The organism is Pseudanabaena sp. UWO310 (genome assembly GCF_006861605.1).
In the GTDB taxonomy this organism is placed as follows: Bacteria; Cyanobacteriota; Cyanobacteriia; order Pseudanabaenales; family Pseudanabaenaceae; genus Pseudanabaena.
On the sequence record NZ_SELU01000069.1, the window covers coordinates 15,712 to 29,954 of the forward strand.

The following is a 14,243-nucleotide window of genomic DNA, read 5'->3' on the forward strand; positions in this document are numbered from 1 at the left end:
ATTAGACATGAATGACAAAATTTGTAACTAAAAAATTACTCTCTCAAATGGTTGTTTACGATAGCGACGATAAATGTCGAAGTCACTGTCTAATGTAGCGATCGCGGAAATATTTAGTCTTTCAGAGATGACAATTAGTGATAAATCAGTAAAGTCTGCGGGTAGATCTTGATAGGTGGTGTTCAGTTCTTGGATTCTTTGATAGTCTGATGGTTGCAAGTGTTCACATAAGATGACTTGCTTGAATAAAACAGATAAAAATTCGTTTTGAACTTTGATATTTGGCGCGAGTAGCCATAAAACTTCTGTAACACAAGCGACTGTGGTAATAAGTTGGCTGGTGCAGGTACTAAAGAAATTGATCGCTTGTTGATGGTGTTTGTCTTTGCGATCGTAAAATGCAACGATTATTCCAGTGTCAATTAAGATTAGGCGATGGCTATTCATGTCTTGCCTGATGCTTTGCTCTAATCTTTTCGGCAATTATTTTTTTACGGACGTTTCGATCTGATAAGTCTCCCGAGCCTTCTAAAAAGTATTGAGGATAACCACCCATTCGTTCTAACACTGTTTTAGATGAGCTTGGAACAGTAGGAATATTTTTCTGAAGTGATGAGATAAATTGCAATACAAGGGGGATTTGCTGTTCATCAAGTTGATTAAGCGCTTCTAGGAGTTGGCTCTGATCGTTAGGTGACATAGCTTTTGGGCGGAATATTTAGAGCTATTATAGCAAATTAGAGAATTACGAATGAGGGAGGGGAATTACGAATTGTCAATTACGAATTACGAATGAAAAAATTTTAATTCGTAATTCGTAATTATTCATTGCCCTTCGCACTTTTCTGTATGCTCCCAATAATTCGACATAGTTCTTCTACATCGGGATGTATGCTTTGAAATTCTTTTTCGGTTAGATAATCAGTGTCTTTTAGGAGCCTTAGCCAGTAACTTGTTTCACGGGCTTCTTTGTAGGCTATGGATAGTTTGTGAATAAAGTCTGCTTTTGACTGCCCACCGATCGCTTCTTCAACATTTGCGCCTATACTGGTTCCCGATCGCAATATTTGCTTAGACAGAACATATTCTTTTTTGGTGCTTATCAAATATTGATAAAGCTTCACGATCCTTACGGCGAAGGCGTAACTTTTCTGTTGGACTACGTTTTCAGGCTTCATTTTTTTAATTACGAATTACGAATTGCGGACTTTAAAGAGTTGATTACCTATAACCCTATAGATTTGCACATCTAGCCAAATAGTTCCACGTAACATGACTTGCGAATTATGAAATTTTAGCTCGTAATTCGTAATTCGTAATTAATCAATTCTCGTAATTCGTAATTCGTAATTGATCGCATCAACCTTCCCCCAAAAATACCCCATCTCCTCACTAGCGCGTTTGCCTCTGTCGGCTTCACGTCTGGCGGTAATGAGATCGCCTTTGCGCCAATGGAGCCATGCTAGGGCAATGCGAAGATCTGTTTCATAAATGCGATAACCGCTTGTAGTGGCATAGGTCAGGGCTTCGTCAAGATATTGTCGCGCTAGTACCAGATCGTTCTCATTTTTAGGATTCTCATTTGTGCGGAGGGAAAGCATATAGCATTGCTCTGTTTGGGAATGGGAAATTGCTTGCACTACTTCTTGCGAAATTGGGATTAGTCCTAGACCCACCAACCAGCGACCATAACCTAGCAAGGCTTGAATGAGATAAGGTCGATGAGAAATACTGCGGGCGATTTTGAGGGCTTCGGCATAATGAACTTGTGGATCGATACCAAGATCGCCGAGAACGCCATGCGATCGGCTGATATTGTCTAAAAAGTTATTTTGCTTGCAAATTTCGAGATTTGCCTCTGTGACTCGCCGTGCATAGTCCCCATCACCATACCTTAGCAAGTATCCCGCATGAAAAATCCCTCTATTGCTGTACAGATATTGCTTGGACGGATCGATTTCTCGTTCCAATGCCTCGGCTTGCTGAAATGACTCACCCGCCATAGTTCCATCTCCTTGCAAAAATGTCGCATATGCAAGATATGATAATGAAGTGCACTTGGAATCTTTTCTCTCGATATGATTGCTTAGGAAAATTGCCCTAAGCGCTGATTCAGCACTCGCCGTCAGATTGCCAAGAAAAGCATTCAAACTTGATAGGTTTCGATAAGTCACACTGGCTTCATACAAATTGGATTCAGCAAGAGCGAAATCTCTTGCGCGTTCGTAAAAAATAGGTGCTTCACGCAAGCGTCCCAAATTCACGAGGCAGAGAGCAATCGCATTTATGATAAAGCCTTTATCAATCGGTTGACTTACCTGAGGCTCTTGGGATATTTCTCCCTGCGGGAAAAACTCTTGCATGATAGTAAGATTCGTTTCATAAGCACCGAGTTTATGGATAAGGATGCGGTTGTTCTTCTTATAAATCCGCTCCCAAAAAATGTCATAAGCCTCATCATACACACCCGCCTGACAAGCATGATGTACCGCTTCAATTAACGGCGCAAGCTGATCGAGTGTTGGCACTTCGGGCATTTCTCCCGCAATGTCGAGATACCATTCCTTAATCCAATTATGGAGTGACTGCACTACCTCAATGGGCTTCTCTTTCAGCCGTTCCAAATAGTGCGCCCTAATCAATGGATGCGTCGTATAGTGTTGCAATCGGTCATCGTAGCGCAACATTCGATAGTTCACTAACTGATTCAAAATCCCATTTGATCCCCCTAAATCACCCTTTTTAAGGGGAGCTTGACTTTCTTTTCCCCCTTTTTCAAGGGGGGCTAGGGGGGATCTCCAAACAACTTCCAACGCCGCATCCTTCACTGGCAAACGGAACGCACTAAAACATTCCATCACCTCCCGTTCCGCCTCAGACAAATGCTCATCATAGCGCCGCAACACCCGACGCACGCGGTCATATCTCGCCTCCCGCGCCAACGGAACCGCAATCTCTCCAATGGCTCCTACATCCCCCGCAAACCTCTCAACCAGATAAGTTCCCAATAAACTCAACACCAACGCATATCCATCCCAATCGCGCACCACCTGCCTTAGCGCCTCCACATCACCCTGCACACCCAACTTTTGCAACAACTCACACCCCTCCATCTCCGTCAACCGTTCCACATCCCGATGCACAAACGTCGTCAGATCGATCAGATCGAACAACGGCGCACGACTCGTCACCACACAAAACGCCTCATTCTCTCCCTTAGCCAAAGTTCGCAACCACTCCCGCAGATCGGGACTTTTGAGCAATCCATAATCGTCACCGCCCTCATGCTGAAACACCTCCAACCCATCCAACACAAACAGATAGCGCCCACCCTTCCGCAAAACCGAATTAATCAACCGAATCTTCTCACTCGCTGACTTATATTCGCTGATATCAATCCAATCCCCAACCAGAAACTCTGCCAACGCCTCAAAAAACTCATCAATACCGCCATTCTCATAAAATCCCCACCAGAAAACTGCTTGAGGTTTGCGATTTGATGACAACACATTCGCCACCCACCGCCGCGCCACACTACTCTTACCCTCACCCCCAAACCCAATCAACTCCACAACCCGCCTCGCACGATCGCCCCAATCCTCATCCAAAGCTTGCAACAATTCCACCCGTCCGACCCATTCATCAAAGATCGGCGGCGCATTTACCAGTTTTTCCTTGAGGGTAGACATGGCATTATTATCCGTCATTGGTGCTGTAGCGATCGCTGCTGTAGCCGTTTCCGTTACCCCATCCTCGTTATTTATTGAGAATGCGATCGGTGGCAAAGCCAACACCCGCACATTCACCGCCCAAGCCGTATCCCGATCTTTCCCCGTCGCATCAGGAAACCAAGTCTCTGAGACAATCCCCACCACGCGATCGCGCTCCAAATCCAGCACCGCCGCCCCACTCATCCCACTATTAATCTGGCTCGACTCCAACTGAATCGGATCGAGTTGTAAAACATAACCATTCGGCGGTTCCACATCCCCTAAAATTTTGCCCTCAGCCAAGCCGCCTGAATATTTCTCTAACGGACGATAGCCATAACTCCGAAAGCGATTTCCTATCGAATCATCCGCCCCATCAATTCGCGCAGGTTGCATCTTGTCTGGCAAGAAAAATGGATTATTCTCATCACCCAATTGCAGCAACACCACATCATCATCGCAATCCTCAAAGCAGCCAATCACCCGTGCCAGCCATTTTTGACGCGACGGCGCGAAATACGCTCCTATTTCCACACCTTGATAAATACTCCCAGCCGCAGCCTTCACCACATGCACACAAGTCACCGCCAAGCCATTTTCAGAAATCACAAACCCAGTGCCAATAATCTCTCCATCACTCACAGAGCGATGAATTTGCAGCGTAAACTCGCGTGGACTTTGGATTTGAACATTTGCCATGATGTTGAATATTTACTTATCCTTTTCCCGATGCCAGACCAGCTTCACCTTGAGACTACCCTCAGCCCCAGCACTCGCCAACAAAGCACCCGCCTTAGCATCCAACTTAATCGCAAACTCCACCTCCACCTGTGATGGCTTATTTGCCATCGTGTCAAGAGTAGCGATCGTGCGATTTGCCATCAACCGAATTGTCTTCATCGCTGCATTCACAGCGTCCTTCGACCGCTCCTCTAACTGCTTAGTAAGCTCTACAGGCGATAGGCTGACTTGCCCAACCGATCCACCACTTCCCTTAAAATCCACCAAAATAATTTCGAGATCGTCTTCTGGCAAATCAGTCATGAGTTTTTCTAATTCTTGAAAGTTATTGCGATCGATTATATCGCTTTATTCTCATAATCTTTATCTCTTATTTTTTGCTATCTTAGAATCTATTTTTGTTAAGCGATCGCAACGCCTCGCAAAATTTCTTCTGCTCTTCAGCCCTTGCCAAAAAGATTCTTTTCATTGATTGACTTTCTCCATATTTGGCGATCGCTTAAAGATTATCTGGATCGATTCCCATGTCACGAAGCTTAGTTGAATGTAAGAACCTCTTGCTCCCTTCGGTCTACCAAATACCACCATCACATCAGGAGCGCGACGAATTACCGACTGACCTTCGACGGGATACCAGAACAAATCACCTGCTACAAATACATTATTGTTATCCTTAAATAGATTTTCCAATCCTCCCGCAATTGTCACGATCTATTGATAATGCTCTGTACTTTCTGCAATCGGTTATCCATCGCTACTAGGATAGATAGTCTCTATTCTGGAGATTGTATTGGTCATAATTTTGATCGAAAAATTAGCGATCGCCAATCAGCTCAGTCTAAATTACACCAAGTTAAGAAATGGCTACGCCATTTCTTAACTTGAAAACCCTTACTAGGTTTAGTTTTTATAGCTACCGCCAACTGTATCAGGACATAAAACCCAAGATCGTGTTGCCGCGCGGAGCGCGGCAACACGATCTTGGGTTTTAATTTTGTCCTAACAAGACTGGCGGTAGCTATAATTCACAAAAGTATTGTCACACTTTTGTGAATTGGCATTATACATATTTTCTTTGGGTAAGTTAATTACGGTATGAATCAAAATACTTACGAGATTCTGAGTCAAACGCAAAGACAGCGCGTTAGTGATGGCGCGATCGCTTCCATTCTTGATCATTGCGATGATTGCCCATCAGAACAGCACAAATTAAACCGCAAATTAAACCTCAAATTAAACCGTAAATTGATTTTAGTACTTCCGCAACTGGGAGATTTTGATAGCCTCGAATATATTTGGTGGATACAGCGAGAAATCGATCGCCTTCAATCCGCAGGAATTCTCGTTAGAGCTGTAGGTATCGGCGATCGCCAATCGGGTCAGTATTTTTGCAAATTTACGGGCTTTGATGAAAACAGTCTATTTATTGATGCTACAGGAGAGTTACATCGTCAGTTAGGTTTGTACTCAGGATTGACTGCGAAGTACCCCTTACTATCCGCAGGACAAAGCGCTTGGATTAATTTAATGCTGATGTGTGCGGGGATTGGCAGTCAAGGCACCTTGGCAGAGGTCTTTCGTGGCTATCGGGGCGATCGCTTTGCCCCCCAACTGATCGGAGATGAAGAAATAATTAAAGCCGCACCATTACCAGCTTTAAAAGGCTCATTCTTCCAATGGGCGGGCGGTAAAGGCTTTCAACGTCCTTTTGAGCTAGCAACTTTGCGCTTGCGAAACATGGCAGAAGTTCTCGGCAATTGGAAAGCCTACGTTCCCGATGCGTCCTATATGACTCAACGTGGTGGGACTTTCTTATTTGACGAGCATAACGCACTGATCTACGAGCATCGCGATCGCGGCATTCTAGGTTTTACTGCTACCCCCAGCTACCCATTGACATTTTTGTTTGGTAATCAATCCACAAATTAATCTACCAGTCAAAAATCAATTCCTTCCTAAACCTTTTCCTCAAAGTCAGGGGCATAGGCTTGCAAAAGATTACTAAGCTGGGAAAGTACGGAGTCCTTATTAATCGATCCAAAATTAGAGCGATCGGGGAAAAATTCAGGACGATCAATATTGCGATCGATCGCTTCCTTGACCTGCTGGGCGATCAAATGCTGTAAATCGGCAAGAGCGCGATCGCGTTGGTAATTAGCACCCTGTTCCGTAGTGGCGTACAGAGGCGGTAAACGATTTAGGGCATAGGCGGCAATATCCCCCAAGTCTAGGACTTTATTACTTGTTGCCTCGATCTCTGCGACCCTTGCCACAGCTTCGCTCAGCACCAACTCTTCCATCACATTAATAAACTGCTTGCGGGGAACGGCAACCACCTCTCCCGTCAGCAAAGCACCCATCAAGCGATCGAGCGCCATATATTCTTCAACGGAGAGTTCAAAGGCACTGTCACAAATTCGCCCAACTTCCGACTCCATCGCTGGAGTTAAGTAGCCATCTTGCAAAGCCTGATCGACAATCGACTCAATGCTGGTTTTTTCTAGCTTTTCCACTGTTATCTCTTTAATAACGCAACATTACCGCAACATTATGGCGCAATATTTAGGCGCAACATTAAGGCGCAACACTAAGGTACTTCAATAGGGATAATCGTATACTCGGGCAGAGACATCTGAAAATGCTCTTTTTGGCTAAGCAGAATAACGAGTCTTGCTACAGACTGAGGCTTAACAGCCAAATCACTCCAAGGTACGGCAATTTCTAAACATTGCTCAAAACCTATTTTCGTATGAGTTGCGATGGTTTCCCACTGAAACTTTTCTGTAGATTCTTGAAGCTGGACTGATTTATCGGCAAAATCGATCGCTAGGTGATGGCGAAATAAATAATTTAGCGGCGATACATCAGGCATATCAAGAAGCTTGACAGGGCTGTTGGGGTGGATCCTACTAGGATAAAACCATAACAAATGTAGTTTACTTTGAGCAATGCTCTCTAGATTACTAAATTCTAGGCGTAAGTAGCAATAAAAATGATCGTAACCATACCATAGGCGCTTGACAGGAGCATTTTGATGCATTGCCCCGCGTGCGCCACTAATTTCAATTTTGCCGGCTCCTTGCCAGCCCTCATTTTCAAATCTGCCGTTAATTAAGGGCTCGATGAGATTGGTAGGACGATCGCTGGTAGAGACATCGTGGGGTTCGAGAGGATAGAGCAAGGCATGGGGAACTGGTTCGTTCACGGCTCGATAGATGACCTGTAGATGCTCGCGGAATAGGCGATCGAACATGGCATCATCATTGGAGTTATGTCCCTCACCAAACCACCAAAACCAATCCGATCCTTCGGCTGCCATCAAGCTTTCCCATGCTTCGGGATTATTATCTGGCGTGGCCTCTTGATGACTTGCTAAAACATTTCTGGCTTCGGCAAGTAACTCCCAAGCTCTATTTTTGACAGGGTCGCCGATCCAAGTCGTAAAACTAGAGTCAATCCAAGAGCCGCTATGCAACTGATGCGGCGGGATTTTTTCTACGGGGGGAAATTTTTCTAGATATTCCGAGGGGGTAACCAATTTGAGATTGTCATTGTTAGAAAGATTTTCATACAGGGTCTGCAAAAACGGATTGCCATCTTGAGGATAAAATTCCCAACAGTTTTCCCCATCAAGGGCGATCGTCACCAGCCAAGGATGACTTTCTGGATGTTCGGCTAAATATTCATTTTGCTGCCTGTGGATCGCCATCAAGCGATCGCATAGGTCATCACTGGCGGCTTGCGGTAAAAGTGCGCCATAACTAAAGCCAATCAGATCGGACAGCAGGCGATCGCGAAAAATAATTGCTAAGTCTCCATGAATTGTTTCCAAGCGATAGGGTTGGTAGAGCAGGTGAGGGGCATCGATCGCTCCCCGCTCATCGCGACGGAAATAATGTCCGAGGCTCCAGCCTAAAATCCCTTCATCGGAACATAGCCAAGAAAATCCTTGCTTAGAGACATGGGGCAAAATTGCGGGACTAACGGACTGCTCCGATGGCCACAACCCCTTGGGCTCACGGTTGAAGTGATGGCGGTAAACCTCCTTAGCTTTTTCTAAATGCAGCGTGATATCTGGCTCATGGCGAAAGCGATTGTTAGGCAGATTCATCTGGGGTACGGCGACCCTACCCGCCTGCGTATCGGCGAGGAGAGGCATGATCGGGTGCGTGTAAGGAGTGGTCGTAATTTCCAGTTGTCCTTGCTCTTGCATGAGCCGATGCTGGGGCAAAATTTGAGCGATGATCTTGCGTTGCTTACTATAAATTCTTTGGCGATCGGCAAGGGTGAAATCTTTGCCACGGCTGTACCATTCGGCAATTTCGGGATCGGCATCTCGAAATAGGGGATCGATCCATGACAAATTATGCCAAGCCAGTAAATCGCTAAAATCAGGTGCTTGCCAATTATTAATGCACCAATCAATGCCATAAGCCTGTCTTTGCGCCCATAAATCGGCATAGCGATGGTATGGCTCGATCATTGTTTGATGGTTGGCATCAAAAAAATGTTCGACAATAAAGTTTTTCTGCGATCGCGTTAGCGTATCCACAGGAGTCAAGGTCAGTGATAGATAAGGATCGAATGCTTTCCCCTCCACATAGTCTTGTAATTGGAGAATCAAAGATGGCACGAGATTAATCGTCTGATGAAGTTTGGGGTATCTTGACAACATCAACGCCAAATCTAAATAATCTTTTACGCCATGCAATCTCACCCAAGGCAAATGATATTTGCCAGCGATTGCACTCTTGTAAAGAGGTTGATGTTGGTGCCAGATAAATGCGATATGTAGAGGAAAGGACATAGGATGACTGGCAATATGACTGGCAATACTTCTAGAAATTGTGACACACCTAACCCTAGTTCGATCCAAATACTTTGTATAAAGCTATGTACGGTTAGCCTCAGTATATGTTTAATGGGCTGTGCCCCTACGGGTAATGATGCCTCAAAACCGTCCACTAGCGTACAGATCCCCACAACTTCATCTACGCCAACCCTTGCTCCCCAAACCAAACCCAAACCAGTTTCAGAGCTGGCTCAATACTTGTCAATTACTGCAACAGCGACTATCTCAGGACGAGAAATCCAGTTAGAAGTGGCTAACTCCCCTGCCGAACAGGAAAAGGGGTTAATGTTTCGCCCGCCCTTGACCGACGATCGCGGTATGTTATTTCCCTTCATTCCTGCGCGTCCCGTCGCTTTTTGGATGAAAAACACCCCTTCTCCCCTCGATATTATCTTCTTGCTCAATGGCGAAGTAAAAGCGATCGCCCGTAATGCGACGACCTGCAAAAGCGATCCCTGCCCGATCTATCCTGAGGGTGGTGTCGTTGCTGATAACGTCATTGAAGTGAGATCTGGTTTAACTCAAGAACTCGGTTTGAAAGAAGGCGATCGGATTTCTGTCAAATTCTTGTTGCCAAAAAATCAATGATCGCTATAATTCTTGTGATTCTATTTTGTGTAAGTAGGAAAGCTAAATTATTTGTAAGATGCGTTATCGTAACGTGACGCATCGGGAACACATCTGTACAATTCAATTGTCTAAAGATGATGGGTTACGCTATCGATAACCCATCCTACATTTAATTCCCACAACCTAATTTATTAAATTATTTAGCTTAAATTATTTAGCAAATTCTGTACTGTTTCCTATAGGGGGTTCTGTACTAATTTATGGCTAGCACAAAATAAATTCCAAATAAATTTTAAAATGTTCAAAAACTACTTTGTAATTTCTCCCCGAAAGTGCTACAAGTAGCAGTGGTGAATCTTGAGTGAAAAAAGAGTTAAGAAAATGACAGCTAGCAGAGCGAGAATGCCTGAACCACAGAGATCCCCTCAGCCTCTTGATCGCAAGAATAAACGCCTGCAAGCAAGTCGCCCCCCAGCCAATAATCGCAATGTGAAACGGTTGCCAAGGACAAACTCTTTTCCTTTGCCCCTATGGTTGCGGGTTTTGATGGCTACCCAAAAACTTTCTATCGCTGCTACCGTTTTACTCACTGCCTCGGTATTCGCTATTTATGGGTGGACGGTTTACGCTCAAGAACAATGGAATCAACAATATAAAAAATTAGAACAACTCCAACGCCAAGAACGACAATTAACTAATGCCGCAGGGTCTTTTGACAATGAAATGTTGCAATCAATTCAAAAGAAGCCTGGAGAGTTAGTAAGGGAGAGTCCAGAAAAATCAATTTTTTTACAAGCAGCTCCGCTCCGCCCTAAGCGTGAAGTCCCATCCACCGTATCGGAACTTCCACAAAACAAGCGCAACGAAAGCCTCGGCTACTAGGCTACTAAATGATGAACTAGCTAAGAAAACCCAAGCTAAGAAAACCCAAATAAATTTTATGACAGTTGAATTTCCTGCTTTTACCCATACCCTCCTTGCCGCCAAAAAAGCAAAAGGTTTAAGCTTTGCCGATCTTGAAGAGTTGATTGGACATGATGAAGTCTGGATCGCGTCGTTGTTTTATGGTCAGAATAGTACTTCCGTTGAAGAAGCCCAAAAAATTGCTGATATCTTGGAGCTAGGGGAAGATATTGTTTTGGCATTAAGCTCCTTCCCCAGTAAAGGCTTAGGCGCAGTGGTTCCTACCGATCCGCTCATTTATCGCTTTTACGAAATCATGCAGGTCTATGGTTATCCTATTAAGGAAATTATTCATGAGAAGTTCGGTGATGGCATCATGAGCGCCATTGACTTTACGCTCGACATCGAGAAGGTGGAAGATCCCAAAGGCGATCGCGTTAAGGTGACGATGAACGGTAAGTTTTTACCTTATAAAAAGTGGTAAATCCTCTGGTATAGCTACAGTCACTTGAATTAGGACAAATCAAACCCGAAGAATTGACTGGCGGCGCGAAGCACCGCCAGTCAATTCTTCGGGTTTATGTCCTAGTACATTTGGCGATAGCTAGAAATCATGAGTATGGCGCTTCGGCATAATTAAAACCTAGAAGAGCATACCGCCCGCGCAGCGGGCGGTATGCTCTTCTAGGTTTTAAGTTTACTTATGCCTAGCTACTTACAACCCATATTCCATTAATTCAATAGGTAATCCATCGGGGTCGGCGAGAAAGGCAACCTGAAAAGTGCGATCGCCAATGGTCTGTTCCCTTGGGGGTAAAAGTAACTGGACTTTCCCTAATTTATTGACCAATTGCTGTAAAAAAGATTGGAGATTTTCAACAGAAAACGATAGGTGATAGTAACCGACATAATGTTCATCACCAAAGGGATCGGGAGTATTTTTAGGTTCGGGCACTTGCATTAGTTCCAGATTCGTCCCCGCCCCCTGCATCCAGCAAGCCAATGTAATTCCCGCCGTAAATCGCTCTGTCACCTCAAATCCTAACGCCTCATAAAAGGCGATGGACTGAAAAATATCCGACGTGCGTATCGAAGTATGGTGGTATTTCATGGATCGCTGATTTTGTTGGGGACGATTTAAACCAGAGAGAATAGCGATCGCTATCCTCTGCAATAATTCTACCGAGTTTTGAATAAAGACTCGATGGTGACACACCAGACAAAATGCGGTAGGGAAAGCATTCTCTTCCAACGCCAAGGCTCTTGATAGAGCCGATAGAGCCATTCTAAATTATTTTTACTAAACCATTCGGGGGCGCGAGTTTTTGTCCCAGACCAGATATCAAAGCTGCCACCCACGCCGATCCATACTGCATTGGGATTGAGATAGCGATTTTTTTGAATCCATAGTTCTTGTCGCGGTACACCCAGCCCGACCAGCACTAGCTGGGGTTGCGTGCTTCGGATATCCTCACAGATTTGTTGTTCGATCGCTTCATCAAAATAGCCGTGATGTAATCCTGCGATCACAATATCCATCCATTTTTGTTGCCAAATATCCGCGACATGATCGACGACATTGGGAGCCCCCCCAATTAAAAAAATGCGCCATTTTTGCTCGGCAGCAATCTGGACGATCTGCTCGGATAGTTCGATGCCAGGACAACGTTCGATCTTTTCCCCTTGCGATCGCAGGTAAAGCACAATTCCTGAACCATCTGGCACGACCAACTCCGCTTCTTGAATGACTTTTGCCAGAGCAGGATTTTTCCTCGCCTGCATTGTCATTTCCGCATTCAGCGTCACGACATGAGCGCCTTGATTGTCTCGCAATCTTTGGGCAAGCCAATCCCGATAATTTTCATGGATATGGACGGGCATACCCAATACTTTAAACTGACGCAAAACAATTTTCTCCAGACGCATTTACTACAGGCAATGGATATGATAGAAGTGCCTATCTATACCTTCACACTATCCGTTAACCCTATGGAGTAATATTACCTAACTTTGTAGTCGTCACAGTCAAAACCTGTGGTGGTACAGCATCCGCAGGATAGAGGAAATCAAACTGGACAACACGGCGATCGCTCGGTGGCATCGTCAAGGTAACTAGAGCCTTGCCTCGTTCGCCACGACGCAGAACTAAATGCACGTAACGGGTTTGGGCTAAGCCTCTGTCATCACGAAAACGGACTCTGACCGAGCCTCGGAAAAAGACATCATCGGGTAATGGCTCAAAAAATTGCAAACCACCAACGGGCTTATCGTATTTGATCGGATTTTGGAAAGAAAGCGTTACAGTCTGCGTCTCGCTAGTCGGATTGTGCAAAGGCATCGTCAGGTTATACTGCACACCGTAATTACCATGGGCAGAATAGGCTGTGTCGGGATAACGTACTTTTAGCGGTGCAGTTTGCACTTGTCCCGTTCCCATCGTCCCGTATTGCAGCAAACTCAATCCATAGGAATAGGATTCTCCACGTTTAGGAATTGCTAGGTTATTGCTATCCTTATCAGTTAAGTTCCCAAACCATTGCGAACCCATCTGAATACCAGCCACACGGCTATATTCAAAGGCTCCTTCCGTTAAATCTGGCGGCGTAGGGACGACATCTCGAGGTTTAGCTAGTTCACCATTTTTGAGAATGTTTTCCCATTCTTGCAGATTGGGAGCGCGTTCCGTTCCATCAGCATTCAGTCTGGCATAGAGGGCTAAAGTCGCTAGATAAACCTTGCCATCACTGCGCAAACGCGAAAGCCCCGATCGCCCATTTAAAGGAGGATCTAATTCTTTAACGGGAATCGGCACATTCATCAGCATTCGACTTTGCTTGGGGGGAATCACGATCTGTGCTGGCAAAATATCCTGACGACGACCGCGCAAAATATCGAGCATGGCGCGATCGCCAGGTCCGCGATACATTTCCCCATTGTTATTCTCACTGTAGTTTGGTGCGTCATAAAAAGGAGCATCGGGTTGGCTGAGATAGCTCGCACCTTGCAACGTGTCAATAGTTACGGGGCGATCGGTGGGGTTATAGGCGATCGCGCCAATGTATAGCGTACGCAAATCCTTTGGTGGTGGCGCTTTAGAAATATGGTGCGTAAAGAGATCGAAGCGCCCCTGAAAGGGAAAGTTTAAATGGGCTTGCGGATATGCCATGCCTTCGGACGGAAAGGATGACAGTAAAACTCCTTCTGTTTGGACGATCTCAGGACTATTACTGTTAAACATTGGTACATCGTCAAGTTGCCCCATCAATGGACGCATTTCTTGGCGATCTAAAATAATCTTGGGTTGGTTAGCAGCTTGAGCAACTTTGCTAATTGAATTAGGAATACTCGCCAGATTTGTCGGCGACAAGGCTGGAGAGGGAAAAGTCAATAGCGACATTAACAAAGCTGACAGCATAGGCTCTTTGCATCCAAAGTTTGAAGCAGAATTGATTTATATAATACAAGGA

15 protein-coding genes are annotated in these 14,243 nt (G+C 45.0%); 4 read left to right on the forward strand and 11 right to left on the reverse strand.

The features are described 5' to 3' along the window. Window positions 1-27 precede the first annotated feature (27 nt). The 6 genes from PseudUWO310_RS19020 to PseudUWO310_RS19045 all read right to left on the reverse strand — a co-directional run bounded on the left by PseudUWO310_RS19020 (window position 28) and on the right by PseudUWO310_RS19045 (window position 5,159). Window positions 28-447 (reverse strand): type II toxin-antitoxin system VapC family toxin, encoded by a 420-nt coding sequence (locus PseudUWO310_RS19020; RefSeq protein WP_142604073.1) that lies wholly within the window; start codon window positions 445-447, stop codon window positions 28-30. Then, window positions 440-700 carry a hypothetical protein gene (locus PseudUWO310_RS19025; RefSeq protein ID WP_142604075.1) on the reverse strand — a complete coding sequence of 87 codons (261 nt, stop codon included), beginning with the start codon at window positions 698-700 and terminating at the stop codon, window positions 440-442. Before PseudUWO310_RS19025 ends, PseudUWO310_RS19020 begins: the two co-directional genes overlap by 8 nt. 121 nt (window positions 701-821) lie before the next feature. Next, the gene (locus PseudUWO310_RS19030) at window positions 822-1,178 is read right to left on the reverse strand and encodes a four helix bundle protein (RefSeq protein ID WP_142604077.1); all 357 of its coding nucleotides are present in this window, start codon (window positions 1,176-1,178) and stop codon (window positions 822-824) included. Between the two features lie 141 nt (window positions 1,179-1,319). Continuing rightward, window positions 1,320-4,409: a trypsin-like peptidase domain-containing protein gene (locus PseudUWO310_RS19035; RefSeq protein ID WP_142604079.1), complete on the reverse strand. Its 3,090-nt coding sequence runs from the start codon at window positions 4,407-4,409 to the stop codon at window positions 1,320-1,322. Between the two features lie 12 nt (window positions 4,410-4,421). Beyond that, on the reverse strand, window positions 4,422-4,754 hold the full coding sequence (locus PseudUWO310_RS19040) for a CU044_2847 family protein (RefSeq protein ID WP_142604081.1): 333 nt from the start codon (window positions 4,752-4,754) through the stop codon (window positions 4,422-4,424). Between the two features lie 162 nt (window positions 4,755-4,916). Then, window positions 4,917-5,159 (reverse strand): hypothetical protein, encoded by a 243-nt coding sequence (locus PseudUWO310_RS19045; RefSeq protein WP_142604083.1) that lies wholly within the window; start codon window positions 5,157-5,159, stop codon window positions 4,917-4,919. 387 nt (window positions 5,160-5,546) lie between these two features. Here PseudUWO310_RS19045 and PseudUWO310_RS19050 point away from each other — a divergent pair, with 387 nt between their 5' ends. Next, window positions 5,547-6,380, forward strand: a complete 834-nt coding sequence (locus PseudUWO310_RS19050; RefSeq protein WP_143122069.1) for a peroxiredoxin-like family protein — start codon at window positions 5,547-5,549, stop codon at window positions 6,378-6,380. A gap of 26 nt (window positions 6,381-6,406) precedes the next feature. Here the strand turns inward: PseudUWO310_RS19050 and PseudUWO310_RS19055 are convergent, their stop codons facing one another. Beyond that, a complete protein-coding gene (locus tag PseudUWO310_RS19055; protein WP_009627050.1) occupies window positions 6,407-6,964 on the reverse strand; it encodes a late competence development ComFB family protein in 558 nt (185 codons plus the stop codon). Window positions 6,965-7,038: 74 nt separating this feature from the next. Continuing rightward, complete coding sequence (locus PseudUWO310_RS19060) at window positions 7,039-9,258, reverse strand: glycoside hydrolase (protein ID WP_143122070.1); 2,220 nt, start codon at window positions 9,256-9,258, stop codon at window positions 7,039-7,041. A gap of 3 nt (window positions 9,259-9,261) precedes the next feature. Here PseudUWO310_RS19060 and PseudUWO310_RS19065 point away from each other — a divergent pair, with 3 nt between their 5' ends. From PseudUWO310_RS19065 to cynS, 3 genes are all read left to right on the forward strand, one after another. Then, entirely contained in the window at window positions 9,262-9,891 is a 630-nt protein-coding gene (locus PseudUWO310_RS19065) for a DUF192 domain-containing protein (RefSeq protein ID WP_223805758.1), read from the forward strand. A gap of 363 nt (window positions 9,892-10,254) precedes the next feature. Further along, the gene (locus PseudUWO310_RS19070; protein ID WP_143122071.1) at window positions 10,255-10,755 is read left to right on the forward strand and encodes a hypothetical protein; all 501 of its coding nucleotides are present in this window, start codon (window positions 10,255-10,257) and stop codon (window positions 10,753-10,755) included. A 58-nt stretch (window positions 10,756-10,813) separates the two neighbouring features. Beyond that, on the forward strand, window positions 10,814-11,260 hold the full coding sequence (cynS, locus tag PseudUWO310_RS19075) for a cyanase (protein WP_143122072.1): 447 nt from the start codon (window positions 10,814-10,816) through the stop codon (window positions 11,258-11,260). Between the two features lie 231 nt (window positions 11,261-11,491). Here the strand turns inward: cynS and PseudUWO310_RS19080 are convergent, their stop codons facing one another. The 3 genes from PseudUWO310_RS19080 to PseudUWO310_RS19090 form a co-directional block, all read right to left on the reverse strand. Continuing rightward, window positions 11,492-11,887 carry a VOC family protein gene (locus PseudUWO310_RS19080; RefSeq protein WP_143122076.1) on the reverse strand — a complete coding sequence of 132 codons (396 nt, stop codon included), beginning with the start codon at window positions 11,885-11,887 and terminating at the stop codon, window positions 11,492-11,494. Window positions 11,888-11,955: 68 nt separating this feature from the next. Continuing rightward, entirely contained in the window at window positions 11,956-12,681 is a 726-nt protein-coding gene (locus tag PseudUWO310_RS19085; protein WP_223805759.1) for a WecB/TagA/CpsF family glycosyltransferase, read from the reverse strand. An 82-nt stretch (window positions 12,682-12,763) separates the two neighbouring features. Beyond that, complete coding sequence (locus tag PseudUWO310_RS19090; protein WP_143122074.1) at window positions 12,764-14,191, reverse strand: DUF3370 domain-containing protein; 1,428 nt, start codon at window positions 14,189-14,191, stop codon at window positions 12,764-12,766. Window positions 14,192-14,243: the final 52 nt, after the last annotated feature.

Coding starts and splice junctions, on each gene's coding strand:
- PseudUWO310_RS19020 (WP_142604073.1), bottom strand. CDS start 447: ATGAATAGCCATCGCCTAATCTTAATTGACACTGGAATAATCGTTGCA.
- PseudUWO310_RS19025 (WP_142604075.1), bottom strand. CDS start 700: ATGTCACCTAACGATCAGAGCCAACTCCTAGAAGCGCTTAATCAACTT.
- PseudUWO310_RS19030 (WP_142604077.1), bottom strand. CDS start 1,178: ATGAAGCCTGAAAACGTAGTCCAACAGAAAAGTTACGCCTTCGCCGTA.
- PseudUWO310_RS19035 (WP_142604079.1), bottom strand. CDS start 4,409: ATGGCAAATGTTCAAATCCAAAGTCCACGCGAGTTTACGCTGCAAATT.
- PseudUWO310_RS19040 (WP_142604081.1), bottom strand. CDS start 4,754: ATGACTGATTTGCCAGAAGACGATCTCGAAATTATTTTGGTGGATTTT.
- PseudUWO310_RS19050 (WP_143122069.1), top strand. CDS start 5,547: ATGAATCAAAATACTTACGAGATTCTGAGTCAAACGCAAAGACAGCGC.
- PseudUWO310_RS19060 (WP_143122070.1), bottom strand. CDS start 9,258: ATGTCCTTTCCTCTACATATCGCATTTATCTGGCACCAACATCAACCT.
- PseudUWO310_RS19065 (WP_223805758.1), top strand. CDS start 9,262: ATGACTGGCAATATGACTGGCAATACTTCTAGAAATTGTGACACACCT.
- PseudUWO310_RS19070 (WP_143122071.1), top strand. CDS start 10,255: ATGACAGCTAGCAGAGCGAGAATGCCTGAACCACAGAGATCCCCTCAG.
- cynS (WP_143122072.1), top strand. CDS start 10,814: ATGACAGTTGAATTTCCTGCTTTTACCCATACCCTCCTTGCCGCCAAA.
- PseudUWO310_RS19080 (WP_143122076.1), bottom strand. CDS start 11,887: ATGAAATACCACCATACTTCGATACGCACGTCGGATATTTTTCAGTCC.
- PseudUWO310_RS19090 (WP_143122074.1), bottom strand. CDS start 14,191: ATGCTGTCAGCTTTGTTAATGTCGCTATTGACTTTTCCCTCTCCAGCC.